Raw genomic sequence first — 21,882 nt, forward strand, 5'->3', positions numbered from 1 at the left:
CGCCAGGGAGAGGGTATCATGAAGACGACCTATACGGCGTTGCTGTTGGGGACCGCGCTGAGCGTCGCGAGTCCGGGCCACGCACAGACCGCCAGCACGACGACCAACGCAACCAGCGCATCGGGCAGCGAACCCTATAACCGCATGGTGGTGTTTGGCGACAGCCTCGCCGACGGCGGCTATTATCTGACGCTCGACCCGCGCCTGGCGCGCGACGCGGGCAGCTTCACAACCAACCCCGATCCGGTCGCACCCGAAGTTCTCACCGCGCGACTCGGGCTCCCGCTCGATCCGGTCTACGGCAAGGGGGGGACCAACTATGCGGTCGGCGGCGCGCGCGTTACCGCCGCCAACGCGCTGTCGATCCCGGTCACGACGCAGATCACCAATTTCCTCGCCGCAGGCGGCACCTTCGGCGCGCGCGATCTCGTCTATATCCAGGGCGGCGGGAACGACTATTTCGCGTTCCAGGCCGGGGGCAGCACCAATACCGCGATCCTGACGACCGCCGCGACTCAGCTCGCGTCGCAGGTCAGCCGGCTCCAGGCCGCGGGTGCGAGCCGGATCGTGACGCTCGCGGTCCAGTCGGGCGGCGCGGCGGGGTTGCAGCTGTTCAACCGGACCTATGCGGCCGCGCTGGCGGCGGCGAACGTCAACGCGCTGTATTTCGATACCGACCGGCTGTTCGGCGAGCTCGTCGCGAGCCCTGCGACCTATGGCTACACCAACATCACCGGCGTCGCGTGCACGGTGCCCTCGTCGCTCGCCTGCACACGCGCGACGCTCGTCTCGGCCGACGCCAACGAGACCTATATCCTCGCCGACAGCGTCCACCCGTCAGGCAAGACGCAGCGGATCCAGGGCCAGGCGATCGCCAGCCTCGTCCAGGCCCCCGACCAGATCGCCGGGCTCGGTTATGCCGCGCAGGCGATGTTCCGCGGCCAGCGCGACCTGATCGAAGCGGCAGAGCGCGGCGGCGCGCAACGCGACGGCCAGGCGCTGTCGGTGTTCGGCAGTGCCGGCTATCATTATTATGCGAGCGGCACTTCGGCGCAGCGCGTCGGCGTCACCGAACGCGGGTTCAGCGGCACCGCGGGCGCCGACCTCGCGATCGGCGATGCGTCCGGGGTCGGCATCGCCGGCGGCTATTCGGACGGCACGGGCGATTTCAAGGCCGGCGCCGGCACCTACAAGCCGCGTGCCTGGTCGGTCAGCGGCTATGCGCGCGGCGAGCTTGGACCGGTGCGCCTGCTCGCGGACGGGACCTATGGCGAGATCGACTATCGCCATATCCGCCGCAGCGTTCAGCTCGGACCTGCCCTGCGCACGCATGAGGGCGAAACCGACGGCACGTATGTCGCGGGACGGATCACCGCCGCGTTCGACCTGATCACGCGTGGTGGCGTAGCCTTCGGCCCCGACCTCGCCGCACAATATGACCGAGTCCGCATCGCGGGCTATGCGGAGGCCGGCGGCCTCTCGACCGCGGCGGCGTTCGGCAAGCAGGAGATCGAGAGCCTGACCGGCCGCTTCGGTGCGGTGATTCGGACGGTACCGGGCCAACCCGTGCGATTCTTCGCCCGCGCCGGCTATGAGCGCGAGTTCGACGACGACCCGCGCACGCTGACGATGACGCCGACCGGCGCGCCGATCAGCTTCACGAGCACGGTGGAACGCGCCGATCGCAACTATATGAGCTATGCGATGGGCGTCGACGGCACGGTCGCCGGACAATTGTCGCTTCGCGCGGGCGTCGCGGGGTACGCGCTGCGCGACGATCGCGACAGCGTGACGGCATTCGCCGGGCTATCCGCGGCGTTCTAGAGATGGTGCTGGTTCGGGATGTGCAGAGTGTGCATCCCGGACAGGTCCCAGACCGGCCAAAGGCCTTGTCTATACGATCTGGGCCACCGGCCCTGTGGACCGATCATCAACGGAAATGGTGGAGCCGAGGGGGATCGAACCCCTGACCTTTCGCATGCCATGCGAACGCTCTCCCAGCTGAGCTACGGCCCCATTCCCGTTGGGAGGCGGCTCACTAACCGGAGCCGCCCGGGTTGGCAAGCGGCGTAAACACCGCTTGCCAAATTTATTCGAATTACCGCTCGTGCTCGTCCTGCGGAGTCTCGACGCCCAAGTCGTCGTCGCCGCCCAGATCGACTTCGTCGTCTGCCGATGGCTCTTCGTCCTCGCCGGTGATCGAGGCGATATCCTCTTCCTCGTCACCCTCGAGATCCGCATCGGGCTTCTTGGTGTCGGGCTTGGCGACCTCGAACGGCAGCGGCTGCTTCGACTTCAGGATGGGCTCGGGCTCCCACGCATACCCGCATTCGATGCAAGTCACGGGGTCGGCTTTTTCGAGGTCGTAGAAACGCGTCGCGCATTTCGGGCACGAACGCTTCGTGCCCCATTCCGGCTTGATCATGCCGATAGAACCTTTCGGATGAATGGATTGCGGGGGGATACCCTCGCAAAGTGGGCGCGCCTTGCCATAGCGCAAGGCCACTGTCAAAAGCCCGGGCCCATGACACACCCCCTCCCCCAGCCGCTCGACGTGGTCGCGCGCGGTCCCCTGACCGGTTCGATCGCGGTTCCCGGCGACAAGTCGATCAGCCACCGCGCGCTGATGTTCGCCAGCCTCGCGGTCGGCACCAGCCGGATCACCGGGCTGCTGGAGGGCGAGGACGTGCTCGCCACCGCGGCGGCGATGCGTGCGATGGGCGCGACGATCGCGCGGCAGGACGACGGCATCTGGGTCGTCGACGGCGTCGGCGTCGGCGGGCTGCTCCAGCCCGAGACCGCGCTGGAGATGGGCAATTCGGGCACCTCGACGCGGTTGCTGATGGGGCTCGTCTCGAGCCATCCGATCACCTGCACCTTTACCGGCGATGCCTCGCTGTCGGGACGGCCGATGGGCCGCGTGATCGCGCCGCTGTCGCAGATGGGCGCGGACATCACCGCGTCGCCCGGCGGCAAGCTGCCGCTGATGGTCCGCGGGATCTGCCCCGCGGTTCCGATCAGCTACACGCTGCCGGTGGCGTCGGCACAGGTGAAGTCGGCGATCCTGCTGGCGGGGCTCAACACGCCGGGCATCACGACGGTGATCGAACCGGTCGCGACGCGCGATCACAGCGAGCGGATGCTGACCGGGTTCGGCGCGAAGCTGACCGTCGATGAGACCGAGGCGGGCCGCGTGATCTCGATCACCGGGGAAGCGGAGCTGCGGCCCCAGGACATCGTCGTGCCGGGCGACCCGTCGTCCTCGGCATTCTGGCTGGTCGCGGCGTCGATCGTGCCGGGGTCGGATATCGTGGTACGCAATGTCGGGCTGAACCCGACACGGATCGGCATCGTCACGGCGCTCCGCATGATGGGCGCGGACATCACCGAGCTCGACTCGCGGACCGTCGGCGGCGAGCCGGTCGCGGACCTGCGGGTGCGGCACGCGCCCCTGACCGCGATCGAGGTGCCCGCCGACCTCGCGCCGAGCATGATCGACGAATATCCGGTGCTGTTCGTCGCCGCCGCGTTCGCGACCGGCACGACGGTCGCGCGCGGTGCGCACGAGCTGCGCGTCAAGGAATCGGACCGGATCACGACGATGCGGATCGCGCTCGAGGCGTGCGGCGTCGTGTGCGAGGAATATGAGGACGGCATGGCGATCACCGGGTCGGGTGGCGCGGCGATTCGCGGTGGCGCTCGGGTGGCCTCGAAACTCGATCATCGCATCGCAATGAGCATGGTGGTGGCTGGACTTGGGAGCGACGAGCCCGTCACGATCGATGATGTATCGCCGGTGGCGACGAGCTACCCCGTGTTCTTCCGGTCGCTCGACGCGCTTACCGGCCAGGGGAATTAAGATGATCATCGCAGTCGACGGCCCGGCGGCATCGGGCAAGGGCACGATCGCGCGCGCCTTGGCCAAGCATTACAAGCTTCCCTACCTCGATACCGGGCTGCTGTACCGCGCGGTCGCGTTGAACGTGGCGCGTATGGGGCTCGATCCCGAGAGCGAAGCCGACTCGGTCGCGGCGTGCGATTTCGACGATGCGATGATGACCGATCCGGCACTGCGCGACGACGATATCGGCGCGCTGGCCTCGATCGTGTCCGCGCACCCGCTGGTCCGCGCGGCGCTGATGCAGCGGCAGAAGCGGTTCGCGGCGCAGGAGGGCGGCGCGATTCTCGACGGGCGCGATATCGGGACGGTGATCGCACCCGATGCGGACGCCAAGCTGTTCGTGAAGGCGACCCCAAATATTCGCGCGCAGCGGCGGCATGCGGAGTTGCAGGCACGCGGCGGGACGGCGAGCAAAGACCGCGTCCTGTCAGACATCCGCGCCCGCGACGCACGCGACAGTGGGCGATCGACCGCGCCGCTGGTGATGGCGGCGGATGCGGCGCTGCTCGATACGAGCTTCCTGTCGATCGAGGCCTCGGTGCAGCGCGCGGTGGCGTTGGTCGAGGCGCAGCGGGCGAAGAAGGCGGCGGTTTAAGCCTTTCCTCTCACAAGGAGAGGAACACCACCCCGGCGGAGGCCGGGGCCCAATTGGGAAATTCGCCGTAACGAAGCGCTATCCTAGGCCAGTACCGTCCCCCATTTGGGCCCCGGCCTTCGCCGGGGTGGTGTTTGGGTTGGGTTAGGGCTCCGTGCATTAACACTGTTTCCCCGCGAAGGCGGGGACCCAGACTGGGCTCCCGCCTTCGCGGGAGAACAAGGCAAGCTGGCAGCCGCCTCCCCCTTAAAGCGCCGTCGCCAGCGTAATCGCCCCAAGCACCACCCCCGGAAAATTCGCCACCGCGATCGGCCAGTCGCGCTTCTTCTTCAGCACGCCATACGCCACCCAAAGCCCGCAATTGACCATCGTCGCGAACGGCTGGACCACCGAACCCTTCTGCCCGCCGAGGTTCAGCATGATCTGGTCGATATACGACAGATACATCACGATCGCCGTCGCCGTGGCGATCCAGCCCAGCACGAGAATGCCGCGTTCGCTCAAATCTTCGCTCCTGTTGTGAGCAGCCCCTAACGCTGCAGCGGCGAACTTGCTCCGAGACGTGGTTTCCGCTACACGGAGACGTCCGGCGAGCGATGCTCGTGGAGGAAGGCGCGGAGACCTGTGAGTCTCACGCGCCGTTTTCGCATGCAGCGTCTACGTCCTCTGCGCCTCGTGCCGTCCGGATGCCGCGTTCGACATTCGGTCGTCGCGGCAACGAAGGCCAAGACCAGCGGACCCAACCGCTTGGCCGGAAACAGACTAGGATTACTGAATTCTATGGCAACCCAGGTAATGCCGACCCGCGACGATTTCGCGGCGATGCTGAACGAAACGCTCGGCGACGCCGACAGCTTCGAGGGCCGCGTGGTGCATGGCACCGTGACCGGCATCGAGAACGACATGGCCGTCATCGACGTCGGTCTGAAGTCGGAAGGCCGCGTGCCGCTTCGCGAATTCGCAGCGCCGGGCCAGAAGGCTGACCTCAAGGTCGGCGACGAAGTCGAAGTCTATGTCGACCGCGTCGAGAACGTCCATGGCGAAGCAATGCTCAGCCGCGATCGTGCGCGCCGCGAAGCCGCATGGGACAAGCTGGAAACCGAATTCTCGAAGACGACCCGCGTAGAGGGCGTGATCTTCGGCCGCGTGAAGGGTGGCTTCACCGTCGACCTGAACGGCGCCGTCGCGTTCCTGCCGGGTTCGCAGGTCGATATCCGCCCCGTGCGCGACGTCACCCCGCTGATGGACATCCCCCAGCCCTTCCAGATCCTCAAGATGGACCGCAAGCGCGGCAACATCGTCGTGTCGCGTCGCGCCGTTCTCGAAGAGACGCGCGCCGAGCAGCGTTCGGGCCTGATCCTCAGCCTCGCCGAGGGCCAGATCATCGACGGCGTCGTCAAGAACATCACCGACTACGGTGCGTTCGTTGACCTCGGCGGCATCGATGGCCTGCTGCACGTCACCGATCTCAGCTACAAGCGCGTCGGTCACCCGAGCGAAGTCCTGAACATCGGCGACACCGTCAAGGTGCAGATCATCCGCATCAACAAGGATACCCAGCGCATCAGCCTCGGCATGAAGCAGCTGGAGAGCGATCCCTGGGATGGCGCGATGGTCAAGTATCCGGTCGGCGCAAAGCTCACCGGCCGCGTCACGAACATCACCGAATATGGTGCGTTCGTCGAGCTGGAAGCGGGCATCGAAGGCCTCGTCCACGTGTCGGAAATGTCCTGGACCAAGAAGAACGTCCATCCGGGCAAGATCGTGTCGACCTCGCAGGAAGTCGACGTCATGGTCCTCGAAGTCGATTCCGAGAAGCGTCGCATCTCGCTCGGCCTCAAGCAGGCTCAGGCCAATCCTTGGGAGGCCTTCGCTGCCGCGCATCCGATCGGCTCGACCGTTGAGGGCGAAGTCAAGAACGCGACCGAATTCGGTCTGTTCATCGGCCTCGACAACGACGTCGACGGCATGGTCCACATGTCCGACATCGCCTGGGGCGTTTCGGGCGAGGACGCGCTCAACCTGCATCGCAAGGGTGAGACCGTCGAGGCCGTCGTGCTCGACATCGACGCCGAGAAGGAGCGCATCTCGCTCGGCATGAAGCAGCTCGAGCGTGGCGGGCCTTCGGCCGGCGGCATCGCAGCAGCAGGCGACAAGCTGAACAAGAACGCGATCGTCACGGTCACCGTTCTCGAAGTCCGCGACGCAGGGCTGGAAGTACAGCAGGGCGACGATGGCGCGACCGGCTTCATCAAGCGCACGGATCTGGGTCGCGATCGCGACGAGCAGCGTCCGGAGCGTTTCCAGGTCGGCCAGAAGTTCGACGCGATGGTGACGGGCTTCGATCGTTCGAAGAAGCCGACCTTCTCGATCAAGGCAATGCAGATCTCGGAAGAGAAGCAGGCTGTCGCACAGTATGGTTCGTCGGATTCCGGCGCGACTCTGGGCAACATCTTGGGCGAAGCCTTGAAGGCTCGCACGGAAGCCGAAAAGAAGTAAGGTTAACGCCTTACCGATAAATTGGCCCGGCATGTCCCAAACATGCCGGGCTTTTTATTGCCTATTCCATTTTGGTTTTTCATTACGCTCGATTTAGTGCTAACGCTTCGCAAGTTGACTTAGGTCAACAAGCGGAACTGCCAAACGAGCGGGAAAACGAATGATTCGATCTGAACTGGTCCTCAAGATCGCCGAGGCGCATCCGGACCTGCAACCGAACGAAGTCGAGTTGATCGTCAGCACGTTTTTCGACGAGATCTCGAAGCGCCTGGCGGCTGACGGCCGGGTCGAGCTGCGCGGCTTCGGCGCCTTCTCCACACGGGCACGCGATGCGCGCACCGGCCGCAACCCACGCACCGGCGAAGTCGTCGCGGTCGACGCGAAACGCGTTCCCTATTTCAAGCCTGGCAAGGAAATGCGCGCACGCCTGAACGTGTGACGCGCGTCAATTTCCAGCATCCGGCGCCGTTCGGTCGAGTTTCTACCCTTGATGGGTTGACCCGACGGACGGCGTCGTCTTGTTGGGGGTGTGTGCGGACGTGGCGAAACCGGTAGACGCAGGAGACTTAAAATCTCCCTCCCTAGGAGTGCGGGTTCGAGTCCCGCCGTCCGCACCAAAGCGGCTCTCTTTATAAGCCTCTGCTGTGGGCTCGGCACGATACTGAGCGGCTGCGATCAGCGACGTCCCGATACCGGGCCCGTCATCGTTAGCGCGATCGGCGCCCCGCCCCGTCTCGTCGATCCCCGCCGCCAGCCGATCGACACGCCGAGCCGCCTGCTGATCGACTCGACCGCGCAAGGCCTGGTCCGGTTCGACGCCGCAGGCCAGATCGAGCCCGGCCTGGCCGAGCGCTGGATCGTGATCGACGGCGGCATGAGCTATATCTTCCGCCTGCGCGAAGGCGATTGGGGCGACGGTACGCCAGTCACCGCCGACCAGGTCGTTGCGATCCTCAACCGACAGATCGCATCCGGCTCGCGCAATCCGCTCGCACCGTTTCTCACCGCGATCGACGAGATCGTCGCGATGACCCCGCAGGTGATCGAAGTCCGGCTGGGCCGCCCGCGCCCCGACCTGCTCAAGCTGTTCGCGCAGCCCGAGCTTGCGCTTCTCCGCGTGACGCCCGCCGGCGGAAGCGGACCGTTTCGCGTCGCCTCGCGCGGGCGGTCGCCGCTGCTGCGCCCCGCCTTCGATCCCAACCAGGCCGACCCCGAAGACCAGCGCGCGACCAGACCCGAGGAGGACGTCCGGCTGATCGGCGAGCGGGCAGCGCGCGCGATCGCACGATTCGCGCATCATGATTCGGATCTGGTCAGCGGTGGCAGCTTCGTCGACTGGCCCTTGCTGGCGACCGCCGAAGTGTCTCCGGCCAACCTCCGCGTCGATCCTGCCGCCGGCCTGTTCGGACTCGCGATCGTGCGCCGCGATGGGTTCCTCGCCGATGCCGCGAACCGCGAGGCGGTGGCGGAGGCGATCGATCGCACCGCGCTGACCGCCGCGATCGCGCCGAACTGGGATGCGGCGGATCGCATCCTGCCCGACATCCTCGATTCCGCCGCGCTGCCGCAGGTTCCAGGCTGGACGCTGCTGACACAGGACGAGCGCCGGATTGCGGCACGGCAGCGGGTGGCCGCATGGTCGGGCGGACCGGTGTCGCTCCGGATCGCAGTCCCGAGCGGCCCCGGTGCGACGTTGCTCTATGCGCAGGTCGCGGCCTCGCTGATCGCCGTCGGGATCACGCCTGAGCGTGTCGCACAGGATGCCGAAGCCGAGCTGGTGCTGGTCGATGCGGTCGCGCCCTATGACAGCGCGCGCTGGTACCTCGCCACCGCCTGCGTCCTGTGCGGGGACGGTGCGCAGGCAGCGATCACCGCCGCGCGCGAGGCACCGACTCTTGCCGACCGCGCCCGACGGATCGCCGAGGCGGATGCCGCAATGAATGCGGACGTCGCCTTCATTCCGCTCGCGCGGCCGCTCCGATGGTCTCTGGTGTCCACGCGGTTGAGGCAGTGGCAGCCCAACGTCCGCGCCTGGCACCCGTTGAACCGGTTGCGCGCCGACACCAACTGATATCCATGACACAACGCCCGACACGCCTAGCGCCCGGATCGATCCTCGACACGCTGCCGATGGGGCGCGACGCCTTGTCGGTCCGCCGCCGGGTGGAGGCGATGGAGCGAGTCATGGAGGGGTTGTTCGTGATCCCCGGGACGAACCGCAAGGTCGGTCTCGACGTGATCCTCGACGTCATTCCCTTTGCCGGCAGCACGATCGCGGCGGCGGTCGGCGGTTGGATGGCGTGGGAAGCGCGCAACATCGGCATGTCAAAGGTCCAGATGGCGCGGATGTTCGGTAATGTCGGCGTCGACTGGGCGCTGGGGATGATCCCGTTCGTCGGCGCGATCCCCGATTTCTTCTTCCGCTCGAACACGCGCAACCTGCGCATCATCAAGCGGCATCTCGACAAGCATCACCCCTCGACCGCCACGCTCGACCTCTGAGCGCGTAACGGTCGAGGCGGCGCGCGTGACTAGCGCGCGCCGCGCCAGATCTTGAGCGGCGCCGCGGGGGCAAGCCCGCCCTGGTGAACCGGGCATCGGCGGTAGCGGAACCGACGATCGAGACAGATCCAGATCTCGTCGAGCCAGCCCTGCTTCGTGGCGGTCACGCGCATCATGTCCGGCTTGAGCCCGGGATTGGCGCCGGCCATCAGCGCCGCGAACCGCGCCGCCGTCAGCAACGTGCGCGACGCTGCGTCCATGTCGGGGAATCGGAGCTTGCCGTACAACGCAGCGGACTGCGCGAAATACTGCGCCGGACGATAGCCGGGCATGCAGGTGCCATGCTTTGCCCATTCGTGCTGGAGCAACTGCGCCGACGGCGTCGTGCACAGATGCGCCCGGATCACCGGCGGCGGGACGAATTCGGCCTCGCGACAATATTGCGGCCAGTCCTTGCCGACACCGTCGGGCCAGAGCCCATGCAGCGTGAAACCGAACCGGTTTTCCGCCCCGCACTGGAACGCCGACCCCGGCCGATCACCATTGTCGCGGCAATATTGCGGGGCCCAGGTGATCGCAAGCGTATAGCTGCCGATCGGGATGACGCGCTTGGGCTGGCTCTCGGACGGCAGATCCTGGTGGACTCGCTCGACCGAGGACGGCGCCGAGCATTGATAGGCCTGCGCGTGCGCCGCAACCGGTACCGCCAACACCGCGACGGCGGCGAGTGTCATCTTACCCGACATGCGGCACGTCCCTATCGCTGACATAGTCGTCACCCTCGTCGTCCATCTCGGGCGTCTCGCCAAACCATAGTTGCGCGTCGAATTTGAACAGCATCACCGCGGCGGCGATGTAGAGCAGGTTGGCCAGCACCGACAGCGACAACGTCGTGCCGTTTACCGCGCGCGCCATCGCCAGCGTCCCGAGCGACAGCAGGATGCTGAGCGCGCCGATCACCGCGAACACCACGACGACCCATTTGGCGACGATGTTCGGGCGGCGTGCGGTGAAGTACCAGAGCAGCAGCGCGATCGCGATGCTCATCGCCTGCGTCGTCGGCAGGATCCACTCGGCCTTGGCCAGGATCGGATTGGCGTGCAGGACCGCGGAACGCTGCGTCCAGCTGACCGCGGAAGCGACGAGCCCCAGCACGAACGACGCAAGGTACAGCCGTTCGTACCAGCGTATGGATGGCGGTCTGTTCATAGTCTCGGCCCTTTGCCCGGTAGTGCGTCACGGACGCCACACCGCACTGCAACGGCGATCAAGCGGTCGTAAAATCCAGCCCTATATCCGCCGCGGGTGCGGACTGCGTCAAGCGGCCAACCGAGACATAGGTGACGCCGGTTTCGGCGATCACCCGGATCGTCTCCAGGTTGACGCCCCCCGACGCCTCGGTCGGCACGCGTCCGGCGACCAGCGCGACCGCGCAGCGCAAGGTGGGCGGCGGCATGTTGTCGAGCAACAGGTGCGTCGCGCCCGCCGCGAGCGCGGGCTCGATCTGGTCGATCCGGTCGACCTCGACAATGATATGCGCGATCCCCGCGGCCTTGGCCCGGCGCACCGCCTCGCTGACGCCGCCAGCGACCGCGACATGATTGTCCTTGATCATCGCCGCATCCCACAGCCCCATCCGGTGGTTCTGCGCACCGCCCATCCGGGTTGCGTATTTCTCGAGCACGCGCAGCCCGGGGATCGTCTTGCGCGTGTCGAGCAGGATCGCCCCTGTCCCCGCCATCGCGTCGACGTACCGATGCGTCATCGTCGCGATGCCCGACAGATGCTGGACGGTGTTGAGCGCCGAACGCTCCGCCGTCAGCAACGCGCGCCCTGCCCCCTCCAGCCGGAGCAGGTCGGTGTCGGCCGCCACCAAGTCGCCGTCCTGCACCAGCCGTTCGATCCGGACATCGGGATCGAGCGTGCGGAAAAAGGCTTCGGCAAGCGCCAGTCCGGCCACGACGATCGGATCACGGCTGTCCATCACGCCGGTAAACCGCGCGTCGGCGGGAATGACGGCGGCCGAGGTGATGTCGCCGATCGTCCCGAGATCCTCCGCCAGCGTCGCGGCGACGAAGGCGCCGATATCGAACGAGTCGGGCAATGTTGCGTTCACCTAGCGTCTCCCAAATATCACCGGTCGGCGATGCCGGATCCGGTGCCAAAAATCGGTGCTCCGGAACAGCAGATTTACGCCGGTGAGCAGCCCGTATAATATTTTACAAGGGCCGGAACGAATAAGTGGTTCGCGGGTTTCGCGAACGTTATCCGAGGATTTAGCTATGCATACCACGACGACCGACACAGCACGTTTGAGCGCCTTGCTGCATGAGGCTCTCGCGCTGGCGGACGCGTTGCAGATGCCGCTGGCGGCGATCCATATTGACCAGGCGCTGGCTGAACTCGGCGGAGACGAGCCCACCGCCTGACGGCTAGCTATACGGTCGGAGAGGCAGACTCGTCTCCCCGACCGTTGCCCGCCTTACTTGGGGCCAAGATCGCCCTTACCTACCGTATTCGACGCCATTTCCAGCATCCGATCCAGGCTCTTCTTGGCCTGAAGCCGCAGCCCCTCCTCGATCTCGATGCGCGGCGAAAGATCGCGCAGCGCGACGTACAGCTTCTCGAGCGTGTTGAGCGCCATGTACGGGCAGATGTTGCAGTTGCAGTTGCCGTCCGCGCCCGGTGCACCGATGAAGCGCTTGTTCGGCAATGCCTTTTCCATCTGGTGGATAATGTGCGGCTCGGTCGCGACGATCAGCGTATCGCCCGGCATCGCCAGCGCGTAATCGAGGATACCGCGCGTTGAGCCGACATAATCGGCGTGATCGAGGATGATCGGCGGGCATTCGGGATGCGCCACCACGGGTGCCCCTGGATGCTGTGCCTTGAGCTTCATCAGCTCGGTTTCGCTGAACGCCTCGTGGACGATGCACACGCCCGGCCACAGCAGCATGTCGCGACCGGTCTTGCGCGCGAGATAGCCGCCGAGATTGCGGTCGGGGCCGAAGATGATCTTCTGCTCGGGCGGGATCTGCGCGAGGATCGTGTCCGCCGACGACGAGGTCACGATGATGTCGGACAGCGCCTTCACCTCGGTCGAGCAGTTGATGTAGGTCAGCGCGATGTGATCGGGATGCTTGGCGCGGAACGCGGCGAACTGCTCGGGCGGGCAGCTGTCCTCGAGGCTGCAGCCGGCATCCATGTCGGGCAATACGACGATCTTGTCGGGCGACAGGATCTTGGCGGTCTCAGCCATGAAGCGCACGCCGCAGAACGCGATCACATCGGCGTCGGTAGCGGCGGCCTTGCGTGACAGATCGAGGCTGTCGCCGACGAAATCCGCCAGATCCTGAAGCTCGGGCTTCTGGTAATAATGCGCGAGGATGACGGCGTTCTTCTCCTTGCGGAGCCGCTCGATCTCGGCGCGAATGTCGATGCCGGCGAAGTTTTGGTTCAATTCCATGGTCGTATCCCGAGTGCTGCCCGTCTCTTAAGGCCTGTTCCCTAGCACGTCCTGCAACGAGCGCGAGGTATCCCAGCGCTCGGTGCTTGCGGTCGGCTCGTCGGCGAAGCGCACCGCGACGGTGGCGTCGATCCCGGCAGCGCGCAACGGCATCGCGAAACTCCGCTCGACCGCCCGGCGCGTGGCATCGCGCGCGAGCGTGATCATCGCCGGCTCGCGCGCCTGACGGATCAGCTCGATCTGGCCGGCACGGCGGTTGGCGGCGTCGAGACGCTTTTCGGCGTCGGTGAACGTCGTCAGCACACCCCCCGAGCCATATTCGCGGACCGCATTCAGGTCGACTTGCGGGCCATCCGCCTCGACTGCGGGCAGGCGCACCGACAGCGTCTTGCTCGCGCCGTCCCAGGCGACATCAGACTGGGTGAGCTTGGCCATGTCGACCTCGTAGCGCACCATGCCGGGCATGATCAGCGTCTTCTCGGTGGTGAAGCCGAGCTGCGACTGTTTGGAGGTGACGACCGCGACATAGCGCGCGGCGAAGGCGGAAAGGCGATTCTGTTCGCGCAGGCCCTGGAGGCTCGCGCTCGCAATGGTGGTGGGGTCGGGGGTCAGGCGGTCGCTGACATAGCGCTGCACGCCCCAGAGCGCGAGCAGGCTGGCGAGGACGAGGATGACGACCACGCCGACCGCCTTGGCCAGGAAGCCGCCGATGCCGCCACCGCGTGCGGGAGTCAGGTTGTCGTCTGCCATGCTTCGCCTTCCTCGATCACCAGTCCGCGGGTTTGCAAATCGTAGAGATGCGCAAGCACCGATCGCTCGGCCGCGGGCACGAGCCGCGGGTCTAGCCCTGCATACATACGCTCGACCATCGCGGGGATCGACCGCGCGGCCTCGCGGAGCAGGCGCAGGATCTGCCCCTCGCGCTGCTTGCGATGGCCGAGCATGCCGCGGACGAGCCGCTGCGGCTTCTCGATCGCCTCGCCGTGCCCGGGATAATAAACGCGGTCATCGCGGCCCATGAGCTTTTCGAGGCTCGCCATGTACGCCGTCATGTTGCCGTCGGGGGGCGACACGATCGTCGTCGACCAGCCCATCACGTGATCGCCGGAGAACAGCGCCCCCGTCTCAGGCAACGCGAAGGCGAGATGGTTCGAGGTATGGCCCGGCGTCGCAATCGCCTCCAGCGTCCAGCCATTGCCCTCGATCCTATCCCCCTCGACCATCACGCGGTCGGGCGCATAGGCGCTGTCGAACGACGCATCCGCGCGCGCGCCGGCATCATCCAGATCGAACGGCGCGGCGCCGACGATCGGCGCGCCGGTGAGCGCCTGTAGCGGTCGTGTCGCAGGGCTGTGATCGCGGTGGTGGTGCGTGACGACGATCGCGGTCACGGGGCGACCATCGATGGCGCGCAGCAAGGCAGCGATATGCGCGGGATCGTCGGGTCCGGGATCGATCACCGCCACGTCGCTACGGCCGACGATATGCGTCTGGGTACCCGTGTGCGTGAAAGGCGACGGATTGGGCGCGAGCACGCGGATAACGAGCGGCTCGAGCTGGATCGGGGTACCGGTCGGATGCTCAGCCATGGGATCGAAATGGCGGCTTCGTAAGCTGATGGCAATACCTCAGTGTTACGACCGAATGTCGGCGATCTTTACAAGTCGCCGCAACCCAATATCGGGATTAACTATCGTGTACCGCACAAAACCGCGGTCGCTGGAATCTGGCACGCAGGGTGCAAGGTTGGGAATGTCACCGAACGCTGCTGCGTTCATGCAGGGTGGATCGACCGCTTCCTTCCGGTCTCGCGTCGATCCACCCTCCCCGGTGCCACCTCAAGATACATGCGCACCGCACTCGTCATCCCGACGAATGTCAGGATCCAGGATGACGAAGGGCCGCTTTTCGTGTCTCTCGATCCTGATTTTCGTCAGGATGACGGAGGTGAGGTGAGGCATACTGAGCGCGGTGATCCACGGGATACTGCGCCCTACCCCACCGCAACTTCAGACCGTCTTCTGCTGCTCGAACAGCTGCGCGAGTTCGCCGCTTTCGTACATTTCCATCATGATGTCCGAACCGCCGACGAACTCACCGTCGACATAGAGCTGCGGAATCGTCGGCCAATCCGAGTACGCCTTGATACCCTGGCGGATGCCCTGGTCCTGCAACACGTCGACGCTCTCAAACTCGACCTCGAGATGGTTGAGGATCGCAATCGCGCGGCTGGAAAAGCCGCACTGCGGGAACAGCGGGCTGCCCTTCATGAACAATACTACGGGGCTGGCCTTCACCACGGCGTCGATGCGGGCGTTTGTGTCGTCGGTCATGTCTTCGTCCTCAGGAAATTGCAGTGGTAAGCTGGAGCGCGTGCAGCACGCCGCCCATGCGGCCGCCGAGTGCGGCGTAAACGGCCTGGTGCTGCTTCACGCGGCTCATGCCGGCGAAACTCGGTGCAACGACCTTCGCGGCATAATGATCGCCGTCACCGGCAAGATCGGTAATCTCGACCTGCGCATCGGGAATCGCGTCGCGGATCATCGTCGCGATGTCATCGGCAGCCATCGGCATCTTATTGTGCCTCCATCAACTGGCGACGTGCCTCGATCATCTGCTGCGCAAGCGCGCGGCGGACGGTCGCCTCGTCATGGTCTAGCCCGGCGGCCGTCATGTCGCCGACCAGCTTGCGGACGACGTCGTCATCGCCGCCGCCTTCCATGTCGGCATGGACGAGCGCGGTGGCATAGGCGTCGGTTTCCTCAGGCGTCAGGTTCATCTCATGTGCCGCCCACACACCGAGCAGGCGATTGCGCCGCGCGGTGATCCGAAATGCCATTTCATCCTCGCGCACGAAATGCGCCTCGCTGGCACGATCGCGATCGTCGAATGTGGTCATAGCGCGGGTCCCCGGTGCAGTCTCATACGGCTCCGAGATAGGTCGCGCACGGCGCATGCGCAACAATGCCGCACCCGCCGGGCGCGACTTGTCGATCGCCGACGCGGTGGCGTCAGCCGATGTCGACCACCAGCTTGCCGATCGCACCGCGCGCGGCCATCTTTGCGATCGCCTTGCCACCGTCCTCGAACGCGAACATTTCGGTGACTCGCGGCGCGATCTTCGCCTCTGCCCAGAGATCGAACAGCGTTTCGATATGCGCCTGGTTGGCCTTCGGATCGCGCGCCGCGAACGCGCCCCAGAAGACGCCGCAGACGTCGCAGCTCTTGAGCAGCGTCAGGTTGAGCGGCAGCTTGGGAATGCCGGCGGGGAAGCCGACCACGAGGTACCGCCCCTCCCAGGCGATCGAGCGCAACGCGGGCTCGGCATAATCGCCGCCCACCGGATCGTAGATCACGTGTGCGCCATCGCGACCGACCGCTGCCTTGAACTGTTCGGCGAGCGTCTTCGACTGCGCCTTGTCGAACGGCGCGCGGGCATAGATCAGCGTGTCGTCGGCACCCGCGGATTTCGCCGCGGCGGCCTTCTCTTCGGACGACACCGCGGCGACGACCTTGGCCCCAAACGCCTTGCCCAGCTCGATCGCGGCCAGACCGACGCCGCCGGCCGCACCCAGCACCAGCAGCGTCTGCCCCGCCTTGATATGGCCGCGGTCGAGCAGCGCGTGGATCGTCGTGCCGTAGGTGAGGATCAGCGACGCGCCTTCGGCAAAGCTGCGGCCCTCGGGGAGGCGGTAGAGCTTGGCGGGGTCGGCGATCACCTTCTCGCAAAGACCGCCATGGCCGAGCATCGCAATGACACGGTCACCGACAGCCCAGCCGGCGACGCCCTCGCCGATCGAATCGATCGTGCCGGCGATCTCGCCACCCGGTGCGAACGGCCGCTCCGGCTTGAACTGGTATTTGTCCTCGATGATCAGGACGTCGGGAAAGTTGATCGCGCAGGCCTTGACCGCGACGACGACCTGTCCGGGGCCAGCCACCAGATCGGGCAGCTCGACCATTTCCAGAGTTTCAGGTCCGCCGATCGCCTTCGACACCAATGCTCGCATACCCGCTCTCCACCGTCGTCCAGGGGCGATTCGATGCGACCGCCTCCTCGAATTTCGAAATCTGGGTATCCCTTGCCAGCGTCAGGCCGACTTCGTCCAGCCCTTCCATGAGACACTGGCGACGGAATGCGTCGAGTTCGAAGCTGAAGCGATCCTGGAACGGGGTGGTCACGGTCATCGTCTCGAGATCGACGGTGACGATCTGGTCCTGTGCGACCTCCAGCAGGCGGTCGATCGCCTCCTGCGGGAGGACGACGGGCACGATCCCGTTCTTGAACGCGTTCCCCGAGAAGATGTCGGAGAAGCTCGGCGCGATCACCGCGGTGATGCCCATGTCGGCAAGCGCCCAGGCGGCGTGCTCGCGGCTCGAGCCGCAGCCGAAATTGTCGCCCGCGATCAGGATCGGCGATCCGGCGTAGCGCGGGTCGTCGAAGATGTTGCCGGGTTGCGCGCGCACCGTCTCGAACGCGCCGCGGCCGAGCCCGGTGCGCGTGATCGTCTTGAGCCAGTGCGCGGGGATGATGACATCGGTATCGATGTTCTTCGCGCCCCACGGATAGGCGCGACCCGAGACGGTGGTGACGGGAGTCATCGCTGTTCCGTGCGCTCCGGGACGACGCGTGCCGATGCGACATAAGCCGCTACGCCGCTGAGCATTGCGCCCGCCGCCAGCAATACGAAAACCTTCTTCATGCGCTTGCCCCCATTAACTCTCTGACGTCGCTCAGCTTGCCCGTTACCGCCGCCGCCGCCGCCATCGCGGGTGATACCAGATGCGTACGCGCTCCGGGACCCTGTCGGCCGACGAAATTACGGTTCGACGTGGAAGCGCAACGCTCCCCCGCAGGGACTTTGTCCGGGTTCATCGCCAGGCACATCGAACAGCCGGGCTCGCGCCATTCGAACCCTGCCGTGATGAAGATCCGGTCGAGCCCCTCGGCTTCCGCCTGCCGCTTGACGAGCCCCGAGCCGGGGACGACCAGCGCACGCACGCCATCGGCGACATGCCGCCCGTCGGCGATCGCCGCGGCGGCGCGCAGGTCCTCGATCCGGCTGTTGGTGCAGCTGCCGATGAAGACGTGCTGGATCGTGACGTCGCGCATCGCGGTGCCAGCGGTCAGCCCCATATAGTCGAGCGACTTCTGCGCCGCCGCCTGCTTGGCGGGGTCGGCAAAGCTCGTCGGCTCGGGGACGACGCCGGTGATCGGCACGACGTCCTCGGGACTGGTGCCCCAGGTGAGGCCGGGGGCGATATCGGCTGCGTCGAGCACGACGGACTTGTCGTACTTCGCGCCAGGATCGGTCGCGAGGCTGCGCCACCACGCGACGGCCTTGTCCCAATTCTCGCCGGTCGGCGCCATCGGCCGGCCCTTGAGATAGGCGAAGGTCGTGTCGTCGGGCGCGATCAGCCCGGCGCGTGCGCCCGCCTCGATCGACATGTTCGCGATCGTCAGCCGGCCTTCGATCGACATCGCGCGGATCACGCTGCCGGTGAATTCGATGACGTGTCCGGTGCCGCCCGCCGCGCCGATCTTGCCGATGATCGCGAGGATGACATCCTTCGGGCTGACGCCGAAGCCGAGTTCGCCGTCGACGCGGACTTCCATCGTCTTGGCCTGCGACAGCAGCAGAGTCTGCGTGGCGAGGACGTGCTCGACCTCGCTGGTACCGATCCCGAACGCGAGCGCGCCGAGCGCACCATGCGCGGAGGTATGGCTGTCGCCGCAGACGAGCGTCGTGCCGGGCAGCGTAAAGCCCTGCTCGGGGCCGACGACGTGGACGATGCCCTGCTCCGCCGCGGTCGCGTCGATATAGTCGATCCCGAACTCGGTCGTATTGCGGCGCAGCGCATCGAGTTGCTGCGCGCTTTCGGGATCGGCGATCGGCAGGACACGCCCGGCGGCGTCCTTGCGCGGCGTCGTCGGCAGGTTGTGATCGGGGACGGCAAGCGTCAGGTCGGGACGACGGACTTTCCGCCCGGCGACGCGGAGGCCTTCGAACGCCTGTGGGCTGGTGACCTCGTGGACGAGGTGACGGTCGATATAGATCAGGCAGGTGCCATCGTCGCGACGTTCGACGACGTGCGCGGCCCAGATCTTTTCGTACAGCGTTTGTGGAATAGCCATGATGGGGCGCGCGGTAACCGAAAAGGGCTGCGACGCCAAGGTTTGATGTAATTTTCGGTCGCAGGAATACGGCGATGCGGCGCGCATCGGCCTCCATCCGTCATCCTGACGAAAGTCAGGATGACGGTGGGGGAGCGGGCATCGCCGCATTGAGGAACGCGACGCTGTCGGCCAGCACCGGGGCTTTTCCGCGAAACGGTTTCGACAGCGCCATCGCGACGTTCTCGTGGCTGAGGCCGGGATAATCGATGTGCGTCACCGGCGCCCCCAGCGCCTTCAGCCGCGCGGTCAGGTTGATCGCGTTGTGCGGCTTGACCTGCGTGTCGTCGCCCGCCGTCACCAGCAGCATCGGCGGCGCATCCGCGCGCGCGAAGTGGATCGGCTGGGTCATCATCGGGTCGGGGGCGCCCTGCATCGTATCGATCGCGCGTTTGGCGGTGAAGGGGTAGAAGTCGTACGGCCCGCACAGCCCGACCGCAGCCTTGATGATATGCGGATCAACGCCCTCCGCCTTCAGCCAGCGCTGGTCGAGCGTCAGCATCGCGACGGTGTACGCGCCTGCGGAATGTCCCGTGACCGCGATCCGGTTGGGGTCGCCGCCCGATTGCGCGATGTGATCGCGGGTCCATTTCACAGCTTCGGCGCCATCCTGGAGGAAGGCGGGGAAGCGCACGTCGGGGACCTTGCGGTAGTCGGGCATGACGACGACGTAGCCTGCCTTCGCATAGGCGCGCGCCGCGAACGCATAGGCACCACGCGAGCCGTGAACCCAGCCGCCGCCATACCAGAAGATGAGCACCGGCAGCCCGGTCTTCGCGCCACCCGACGGGCGCCACACGTCGAGCTTCTGGCCATGCGTGCCGAACGGCACCCCCTCCCGCACGCGCGCGGTGCCGCGACCGCCGCCCATCACGCCGTCGAGGACGCTCAGCGTCCCCGGCCCCGCCGTGAACGCCGCACCCGCGATCAGCATCACGATCAACGCCAGGACGATGGCCGCACGCTTCATCAGGCGGTGTAGTGCGCGGTGGTCTTCGCCGCGACCTCGTCCGCGGTGACGCCGGGGGCGAGTTCGATCAGCTTGAAAGGCGAGTCGTGATCGGGGCGCTGGAACACCGCGAGGTCGGTGACGATCATGTCGACGACGTTCTTCCCCGTCAGCGGCAGCGAGCACGACGGGATGAACTTCGGCGTGCCGTCCTTGGCGGTGTGATCCATCACGACGATGATCTGCTTGACGCCTGCGACGAGGTCCATCGCGCCGCCCATGCCCTTGATCATCTTGCCGGGGATCATCCAGTTGGCGATGTCACCGTCTTCGCTGACCTCCATGGCGCCGAGCACCGTCAGGTCGATATGCCCGCCGCGGATCATCGCGAAGCTGTCGGACGAGCTGAAATAGACCGACGAGGGCAGTTCGCTGATCGTCTGCTTGCCCGCGTTGATCAGGTCGGCATCCTCCTCACCCGCATAGGGGAACGGGCCGATGCCGAGCATCCCGTTCTCCGACTGGAGCGTGACGGTCATGCCGTCGGGGATGTTGTTGGCGACCAGCGTCGGGATGCCGATGCCGAGATTGACGTAATAGCCGTCCTTGAGTTCTCTGGCGGCGCGCGCGGCCATCTGGTTGCGATCCCACGGCATCAGTTGAGCGTTCCTTCCTGGATGGTCGAGATGGTCGTGACCTGGTCGCGCAGTTCGGCGCTGACGCCCTCGACGATGGACTGCAACGCGACATGCTCGGCAATGCCCCAGGTGGCGGCATAGGCGCGCGCGGCGTGGCGGATCGTGTCGGCGAGCAGATAGCCGAACACCGTCGGATCCTCGAGCACGCCCGCATCGATCAGCACGTTGCTGCCCGCATTGTTGGTGATCCAGATGCGCGCGACCTCGACCGATTCGTCGGTCAGTGCAGCGCCTGCATCAAGTTTGATCGCATTGGGGTGATCGGCGGGATGATCGGCCATCAGCGCATGCCTCCAGTCGGGGCCCATTGGACGTTGGGCGGGAACACGTCGTCACGCGCGCCTTTCAGCGCGGTGCCGTAGACGGGGTTGGGCAGCACGAACCACCCTGCCCCCCATTTCGCGGTGATCGCGGGCGACTGCACCACGGCACGACGCGCGGCGGGGGTCTGGCCCGCGTTGAACAGATCGCTGAAATCGCCGAGCTGATCGCCGCCCATCGCGACGACGCAGTATTTCGCGGCGATGGTGGCGCGGCGGCCGTCCTTCTTCGATCCCATCGCGTCGTCGCCAGCGAGGAACAGCGTCTCGCCGTGGCGCGCGGGGCCGAGGCCGGCGGCTTCGATCGTCGCCTGCGTCTGCGCGGCGTTGGCGGCGGCGCGGTTGGTGTTGAAGATCACCGTCACGCCCATCGCGCGCAATTTCCCGAGCGCGGACAGCGCGCCGGGGACGGGCGCGACCTGCTTGAGCCCGGTACGCTCCCATTCCTGCCAGCGCGGTTCGGACCAGGGGCGGCCCGACGATGCGTCATATTCGAAGCCGAGATTGAGCAGGACGGTCTCGTCGACGTCGAACACCGCCGCCCTGGGCTTGCTGCCGCACGCGGTCCAGCTGGGCGCGGCGAGCGACGCGCCGGGCGCGAGGACGACCGATATCGGCGTCCGCTGCGCGCGGACGTACCCGACGAGCGCGTTCCACGCCTGGATGCTGACCGCGGCGGCCTCGCCCGAGGCGTAGAGATACTGCATCCCCGCGGGGACGCCGTCGACCGTCACAGGCACCGCGGCGATCGACGTCGGCGCGGACACGCTGACGCAT

The 21,882-nt window shown here is 66.2% G+C and carries 27 protein-coding genes and 2 tRNA genes; 9 read left to right on the forward strand and 20 right to left on the reverse strand.

The window, feature by feature from the left end; genetic code table 11:
• Positions 1-18 precede the first annotated feature (18 nt).
• Positions 19-1,824: an autotransporter domain-containing protein gene (locus ASE79_RS18040; RefSeq protein WP_056419984.1), complete on the forward strand. Its 1,806-nt coding sequence runs from the start codon at positions 19-21 to the stop codon at positions 1,822-1,824.
• 116 nt (positions 1,825-1,940) lie between these two features.
• Here the strand turns inward: ASE79_RS18040 and ASE79_RS18045 are convergent.
• Together ASE79_RS18045 and ASE79_RS18050 are read right to left on the reverse strand one after the other, a co-directional pair.
• Positions 1,941-2,016 (reverse strand) — tRNA-Ala (locus tag ASE79_RS18045).
• 82 nt (positions 2,017-2,098) lie between these two features.
• The gene (locus tag ASE79_RS18050; RefSeq protein ID WP_031395784.1) at positions 2,099-2,425 is read right to left on the reverse strand and encodes a TIGR02300 family protein; all 327 of its coding nucleotides are present in this window, start codon (positions 2,423-2,425) and stop codon (positions 2,099-2,101) included.
• 99 nt (positions 2,426-2,524) lie between these two features.
• On the opposite strand from ASE79_RS18050, the gene aroA reads away from it, so the two are divergent.
• Both aroA and cmk read left to right on the forward strand, forming a co-directional pair.
• Positions 2,525-3,859, forward strand: coding sequence for a 3-phosphoshikimate 1-carboxyvinyltransferase (gene aroA / locus ASE79_RS18055; protein ID WP_056419987.1), 1,335 nt, complete (start codon positions 2,525-2,527; stop codon positions 3,857-3,859).
• 1 nt (position 3,860) lies between these two features.
• A complete protein-coding gene (gene cmk, locus ASE79_RS18060) occupies positions 3,861-4,496 on the forward strand; it encodes a (d)CMP kinase (protein ID WP_056419990.1) in 636 nt (211 codons plus the stop codon).
• A 246-nt stretch (positions 4,497-4,742) separates the two neighbouring features.
• Here cmk and ASE79_RS18065 read toward each other — a convergent pair whose 3' ends face one another.
• Positions 4,743-5,000 carry a SemiSWEET family transporter gene (locus tag ASE79_RS18065; RefSeq protein WP_056419993.1) on the reverse strand — a complete coding sequence of 86 codons (258 nt, stop codon included), beginning with the start codon at positions 4,998-5,000 and terminating at the stop codon, positions 4,743-4,745.
• A gap of 276 nt (positions 5,001-5,276) precedes the next feature.
• Here ASE79_RS18065 and rpsA point away from each other — a divergent pair, with 276 nt between their 5' ends.
• From rpsA to ASE79_RS18080, 3 genes are all read left to right on the forward strand, one after another.
• Positions 5,277-6,995 carry a 30S ribosomal protein S1 gene (gene rpsA, locus ASE79_RS18070; protein WP_055879635.1) on the forward strand — a complete coding sequence of 573 codons (1,719 nt, stop codon included), beginning with the start codon at positions 5,277-5,279 and terminating at the stop codon, positions 6,993-6,995.
• A 160-nt stretch (positions 6,996-7,155) separates the two neighbouring features.
• Positions 7,156-7,434 carry an integration host factor subunit beta gene (ihfB, locus tag ASE79_RS18075; protein ID WP_055879632.1) on the forward strand — a complete coding sequence of 93 codons (279 nt, stop codon included), beginning with the start codon at positions 7,156-7,158 and terminating at the stop codon, positions 7,432-7,434.
• Positions 7,435-7,528: 94 nt separating this feature from the next.
• Positions 7,529-7,612 (forward strand) — tRNA-Leu (locus ASE79_RS18080).
• Positions 7,613-7,670: 58 nt separating this feature from the next.
• Here the strand turns inward: ASE79_RS18080 and ASE79_RS21790 are convergent.
• The gene (locus tag ASE79_RS21790) at positions 7,671-7,871 is read right to left on the reverse strand and encodes a hypothetical protein (RefSeq protein WP_235517049.1); all 201 of its coding nucleotides are present in this window, start codon (positions 7,869-7,871) and stop codon (positions 7,671-7,673) included.
• On the opposite strand from ASE79_RS21790, the gene ASE79_RS18085 reads away from it, so the two are divergent.
• Both ASE79_RS18085 and ASE79_RS18090 read left to right on the forward strand, forming a co-directional pair.
• Positions 7,870-9,066: an ABC transporter substrate-binding protein gene (locus ASE79_RS18085; protein ID WP_235517050.1), complete on the forward strand. Its 1,197-nt coding sequence runs from the start codon at positions 7,870-7,872 to the stop codon at positions 9,064-9,066. The two genes, ASE79_RS21790 and ASE79_RS18085, sit on opposite strands and share 2 nt — an antisense overlap.
• A 5-nt stretch (positions 9,067-9,071) precedes the next feature.
• Entirely contained in the window at positions 9,072-9,497 is a 426-nt protein-coding gene (locus ASE79_RS18090; RefSeq protein WP_056419994.1) for a DUF4112 domain-containing protein, read from the forward strand.
• Positions 9,498-9,526: 29 nt separating this feature from the next.
• On the opposite strand, the gene ASE79_RS18095 is transcribed toward ASE79_RS18090, so the two are convergent.
• The 3 genes from ASE79_RS18095 to nadC are packed head-to-tail and all read right to left on the reverse strand — an operon-like array spanning position 9,527 to position 11,613.
• Positions 9,527-10,243, reverse strand: coding sequence for a ribonuclease T2 family protein (locus ASE79_RS18095; RefSeq protein ID WP_056419997.1), 717 nt, complete (start codon positions 10,241-10,243; stop codon positions 9,527-9,529).
• Entirely contained in the window at positions 10,233-10,706 is a 474-nt protein-coding gene (locus tag ASE79_RS18100) for a hypothetical protein (RefSeq protein ID WP_056420000.1), read from the reverse strand. The genes ASE79_RS18095 and ASE79_RS18100 overlap by 11 nt, the downstream gene beginning before the upstream one ends.
• Before the next feature lie 58 nt (positions 10,707-10,764).
• The gene (gene nadC / locus ASE79_RS18105) at positions 10,765-11,613 is read right to left on the reverse strand and encodes a carboxylating nicotinate-nucleotide diphosphorylase (protein WP_056420003.1); all 849 of its coding nucleotides are present in this window, start codon (positions 11,611-11,613) and stop codon (positions 10,765-10,767) included.
• A 166-nt stretch (positions 11,614-11,779) separates the two neighbouring features.
• On the opposite strand from nadC, the gene ASE79_RS21145 reads away from it, so the two are divergent.
• Entirely contained in the window at positions 11,780-11,926 is a 147-nt protein-coding gene (locus ASE79_RS21145) for a hypothetical protein (protein WP_156359758.1), read from the forward strand.
• Between the two features lie 53 nt (positions 11,927-11,979).
• Here ASE79_RS21145 and nadA read toward each other — a convergent pair whose 3' ends face one another.
• The 13 genes from nadA to ASE79_RS18170 form a co-directional block, all read right to left on the reverse strand.
• A complete protein-coding gene (gene nadA / locus ASE79_RS18110) occupies positions 11,980-12,963 on the reverse strand; it encodes a quinolinate synthase NadA (protein ID WP_056420006.1) in 984 nt (327 codons plus the stop codon).
• A gap of 27 nt (positions 12,964-12,990) precedes the next feature.
• Complete coding sequence (locus ASE79_RS18115) at positions 12,991-13,713, reverse strand: DUF4230 domain-containing protein (protein WP_056420007.1); 723 nt, start codon at positions 13,711-13,713, stop codon at positions 12,991-12,993.
• The gene (locus ASE79_RS18120) at positions 13,695-14,552 is read right to left on the reverse strand and encodes an MBL fold metallo-hydrolase (protein WP_056420009.1); all 858 of its coding nucleotides are present in this window, start codon (positions 14,550-14,552) and stop codon (positions 13,695-13,697) included. Before ASE79_RS18120 ends, ASE79_RS18115 begins: the two co-directional genes overlap by 19 nt.
• 420 nt (positions 14,553-14,972) lie before the next feature.
• Positions 14,973-15,296, reverse strand: coding sequence for a Grx4 family monothiol glutaredoxin (grxD, locus tag ASE79_RS18125; RefSeq protein ID WP_056420013.1), 324 nt, complete (start codon positions 15,294-15,296; stop codon positions 14,973-14,975).
• Between the two features lie 10 nt (positions 15,297-15,306).
• On the reverse strand, positions 15,307-15,537 hold the full coding sequence (locus ASE79_RS18130; RefSeq protein WP_056420018.1) for a BolA family protein: 231 nt from the start codon (positions 15,535-15,537) through the stop codon (positions 15,307-15,309).
• A 1-nt stretch (position 15,538) separates the two neighbouring features.
• On the reverse strand, positions 15,539-15,862 hold the full coding sequence (locus ASE79_RS18135; RefSeq protein WP_056420021.1) for a DUF1476 domain-containing protein: 324 nt from the start codon (positions 15,860-15,862) through the stop codon (positions 15,539-15,541).
• A gap of 112 nt (positions 15,863-15,974) precedes the next feature.
• Positions 15,975-16,973, reverse strand: a complete 999-nt coding sequence (locus ASE79_RS18140; protein ID WP_200910413.1) for an NADPH:quinone oxidoreductase family protein — start codon at positions 16,971-16,973, stop codon at positions 15,975-15,977.
• The gene (gene leuD, locus ASE79_RS18145; RefSeq protein ID WP_056420028.1) at positions 16,936-17,565 is read right to left on the reverse strand and encodes a 3-isopropylmalate dehydratase small subunit; all 630 of its coding nucleotides are present in this window, start codon (positions 17,563-17,565) and stop codon (positions 16,936-16,938) included. Before leuD ends, ASE79_RS18140 begins: the two co-directional genes overlap by 38 nt.
• Before the next feature lie 97 nt (positions 17,566-17,662).
• Positions 17,663-19,099: a 3-isopropylmalate dehydratase large subunit gene (gene leuC, locus ASE79_RS18150; RefSeq protein WP_416354522.1), complete on the reverse strand. Its 1,437-nt coding sequence runs from the start codon at positions 19,097-19,099 to the stop codon at positions 17,663-17,665.
• Between the two features lie 115 nt (positions 19,100-19,214).
• Complete coding sequence (locus tag ASE79_RS18155) at positions 19,215-20,108, reverse strand: alpha/beta hydrolase (RefSeq protein WP_056420032.1); 894 nt, start codon at positions 20,106-20,108, stop codon at positions 19,215-19,217.
• On the reverse strand, positions 20,108-20,743 hold the full coding sequence (locus ASE79_RS18160) for a 3-oxoacid CoA-transferase subunit B (RefSeq protein ID WP_056420035.1): 636 nt from the start codon (positions 20,741-20,743) through the stop codon (positions 20,108-20,110). The genes ASE79_RS18155 and ASE79_RS18160 overlap by 1 nt, the downstream gene beginning before the upstream one ends.
• A complete protein-coding gene (locus ASE79_RS18165; protein WP_162237063.1) occupies positions 20,743-21,066 on the reverse strand; it encodes a DUF5076 domain-containing protein in 324 nt (107 codons plus the stop codon). The genes ASE79_RS18160 and ASE79_RS18165 overlap by 1 nt, the downstream gene beginning before the upstream one ends.
• Entirely contained in the window at positions 21,066-21,872 is an 807-nt protein-coding gene (locus ASE79_RS18170) for an HAD family acid phosphatase (RefSeq protein WP_416354523.1), read from the reverse strand. Before ASE79_RS18170 ends, ASE79_RS18165 begins: the two co-directional genes overlap by 1 nt.
• Positions 21,873-21,882 lie beyond the last annotated feature (10 nt).

This window comes from Sphingomonas sp. Leaf28 (genome assembly GCF_001421685.1).
In the GTDB taxonomy this organism is placed as follows: Bacteria; Pseudomonadota; Alphaproteobacteria; order Sphingomonadales; family Sphingomonadaceae; genus Sphingomonas; species Sphingomonas aurantiaca.

What these genes read in the sequence shown, in the direction of transcription:
- ASE79_RS18040 (WP_056419984.1), top strand. Translation starts at nt 19, where the DNA reads ATGAAGACGACCTATACGGCGTTGCTGTTGGGGACCGCGCTGAGCGTC.
- ASE79_RS18050 (WP_031395784.1), bottom strand. Translation starts at nt 2,425, where the DNA reads ATGATCAAGCCGGAATGGGGCACGAAGCGTTCGTGCCCGAAATGCGCG.
- aroA (WP_056419987.1), top strand. Translation starts at nt 2,525, where the DNA reads ATGACACACCCCCTCCCCCAGCCGCTCGACGTGGTCGCGCGCGGTCCC.
- cmk (WP_056419990.1), top strand. Translation starts at nt 3,861, where the DNA reads ATGATCATCGCAGTCGACGGCCCGGCGGCATCGGGCAAGGGCACGATC.
- rpsA (WP_055879635.1), top strand. Translation starts at nt 5,277, where the DNA reads ATGGCAACCCAGGTAATGCCGACCCGCGACGATTTCGCGGCGATGCTG.
- ihfB (WP_055879632.1), top strand. Translation starts at nt 7,156, where the DNA reads ATGATTCGATCTGAACTGGTCCTCAAGATCGCCGAGGCGCATCCGGAC.
- ASE79_RS18085 (WP_235517050.1), top strand. Translation starts at nt 7,870, where the DNA reads ATGAGCTATATCTTCCGCCTGCGCGAAGGCGATTGGGGCGACGGTACG.
- ASE79_RS21790 (WP_235517049.1), bottom strand. Translation starts at nt 7,871, where the DNA reads ATGCCGCCGTCGATCACGATCCAGCGCTCGGCCAGGCCGGGCTCGATC.
- ASE79_RS18090 (WP_056419994.1), top strand. Translation starts at nt 9,072, where the DNA reads ATGACACAACGCCCGACACGCCTAGCGCCCGGATCGATCCTCGACACG.
- ASE79_RS18095 (WP_056419997.1), bottom strand. Translation starts at nt 10,243, where the DNA reads ATGTCGGGTAAGATGACACTCGCCGCCGTCGCGGTGTTGGCGGTACCG.
- ASE79_RS18100 (WP_056420000.1), bottom strand. Translation starts at nt 10,706, where the DNA reads ATGAACAGACCGCCATCCATACGCTGGTACGAACGGCTGTACCTTGCG.
- ASE79_RS21145 (WP_156359758.1), top strand. Translation starts at nt 11,780, where the DNA reads ATGCATACCACGACGACCGACACAGCACGTTTGAGCGCCTTGCTGCAT.
- nadA (WP_056420006.1), bottom strand. Translation starts at nt 12,963, where the DNA reads ATGGAATTGAACCAAAACTTCGCCGGCATCGACATTCGCGCCGAGATC.
- ASE79_RS18115 (WP_056420007.1), bottom strand. Translation starts at nt 13,713, where the DNA reads ATGGCAGACGACAACCTGACTCCCGCACGCGGTGGCGGCATCGGCGGC.
- ASE79_RS18120 (WP_056420009.1), bottom strand. Translation starts at nt 14,552, where the DNA reads ATGGCTGAGCATCCGACCGGTACCCCGATCCAGCTCGAGCCGCTCGTT.
- grxD (WP_056420013.1), bottom strand. Translation starts at nt 15,296, where the DNA reads ATGACCGACGACACAAACGCCCGCATCGACGCCGTGGTGAAGGCCAGC.
- ASE79_RS18130 (WP_056420018.1), bottom strand. Translation starts at nt 15,537, where the DNA reads ATGCCGATGGCTGCCGATGACATCGCGACGATGATCCGCGACGCGATT.
- ASE79_RS18135 (WP_056420021.1), bottom strand. Translation starts at nt 15,862, where the DNA reads ATGACCACATTCGACGATCGCGATCGTGCCAGCGAGGCGCATTTCGTG.
- ASE79_RS18140 (WP_200910413.1), bottom strand. Translation starts at nt 16,973, where the DNA reads ATGCGAGCATTGGTGTCGAAGGCGATCGGCGGACCTGAAACTCTGGAA.
- leuD (WP_056420028.1), bottom strand. Translation starts at nt 17,565, where the DNA reads ATGACTCCCGTCACCACCGTCTCGGGTCGCGCCTATCCGTGGGGCGCG.
- leuC (WP_416354522.1), bottom strand. Translation starts at nt 19,099, where the DNA reads ATGGCTATTCCACAAACGCTGTACGAAAAGATCTGGGCCGCGCACGTC.
- ASE79_RS18155 (WP_056420032.1), bottom strand. Translation starts at nt 20,108, where the DNA reads ATGAAGCGTGCGGCCATCGTCCTGGCGTTGATCGTGATGCTGATCGCG.
- ASE79_RS18160 (WP_056420035.1), bottom strand. Translation starts at nt 20,743, where the DNA reads ATGCCGTGGGATCGCAACCAGATGGCCGCGCGCGCCGCCAGAGAACTC.
- ASE79_RS18165 (WP_162237063.1), bottom strand. Translation starts at nt 21,066, where the DNA reads ATGGCCGATCATCCCGCCGATCACCCCAATGCGATCAAACTTGATGCA.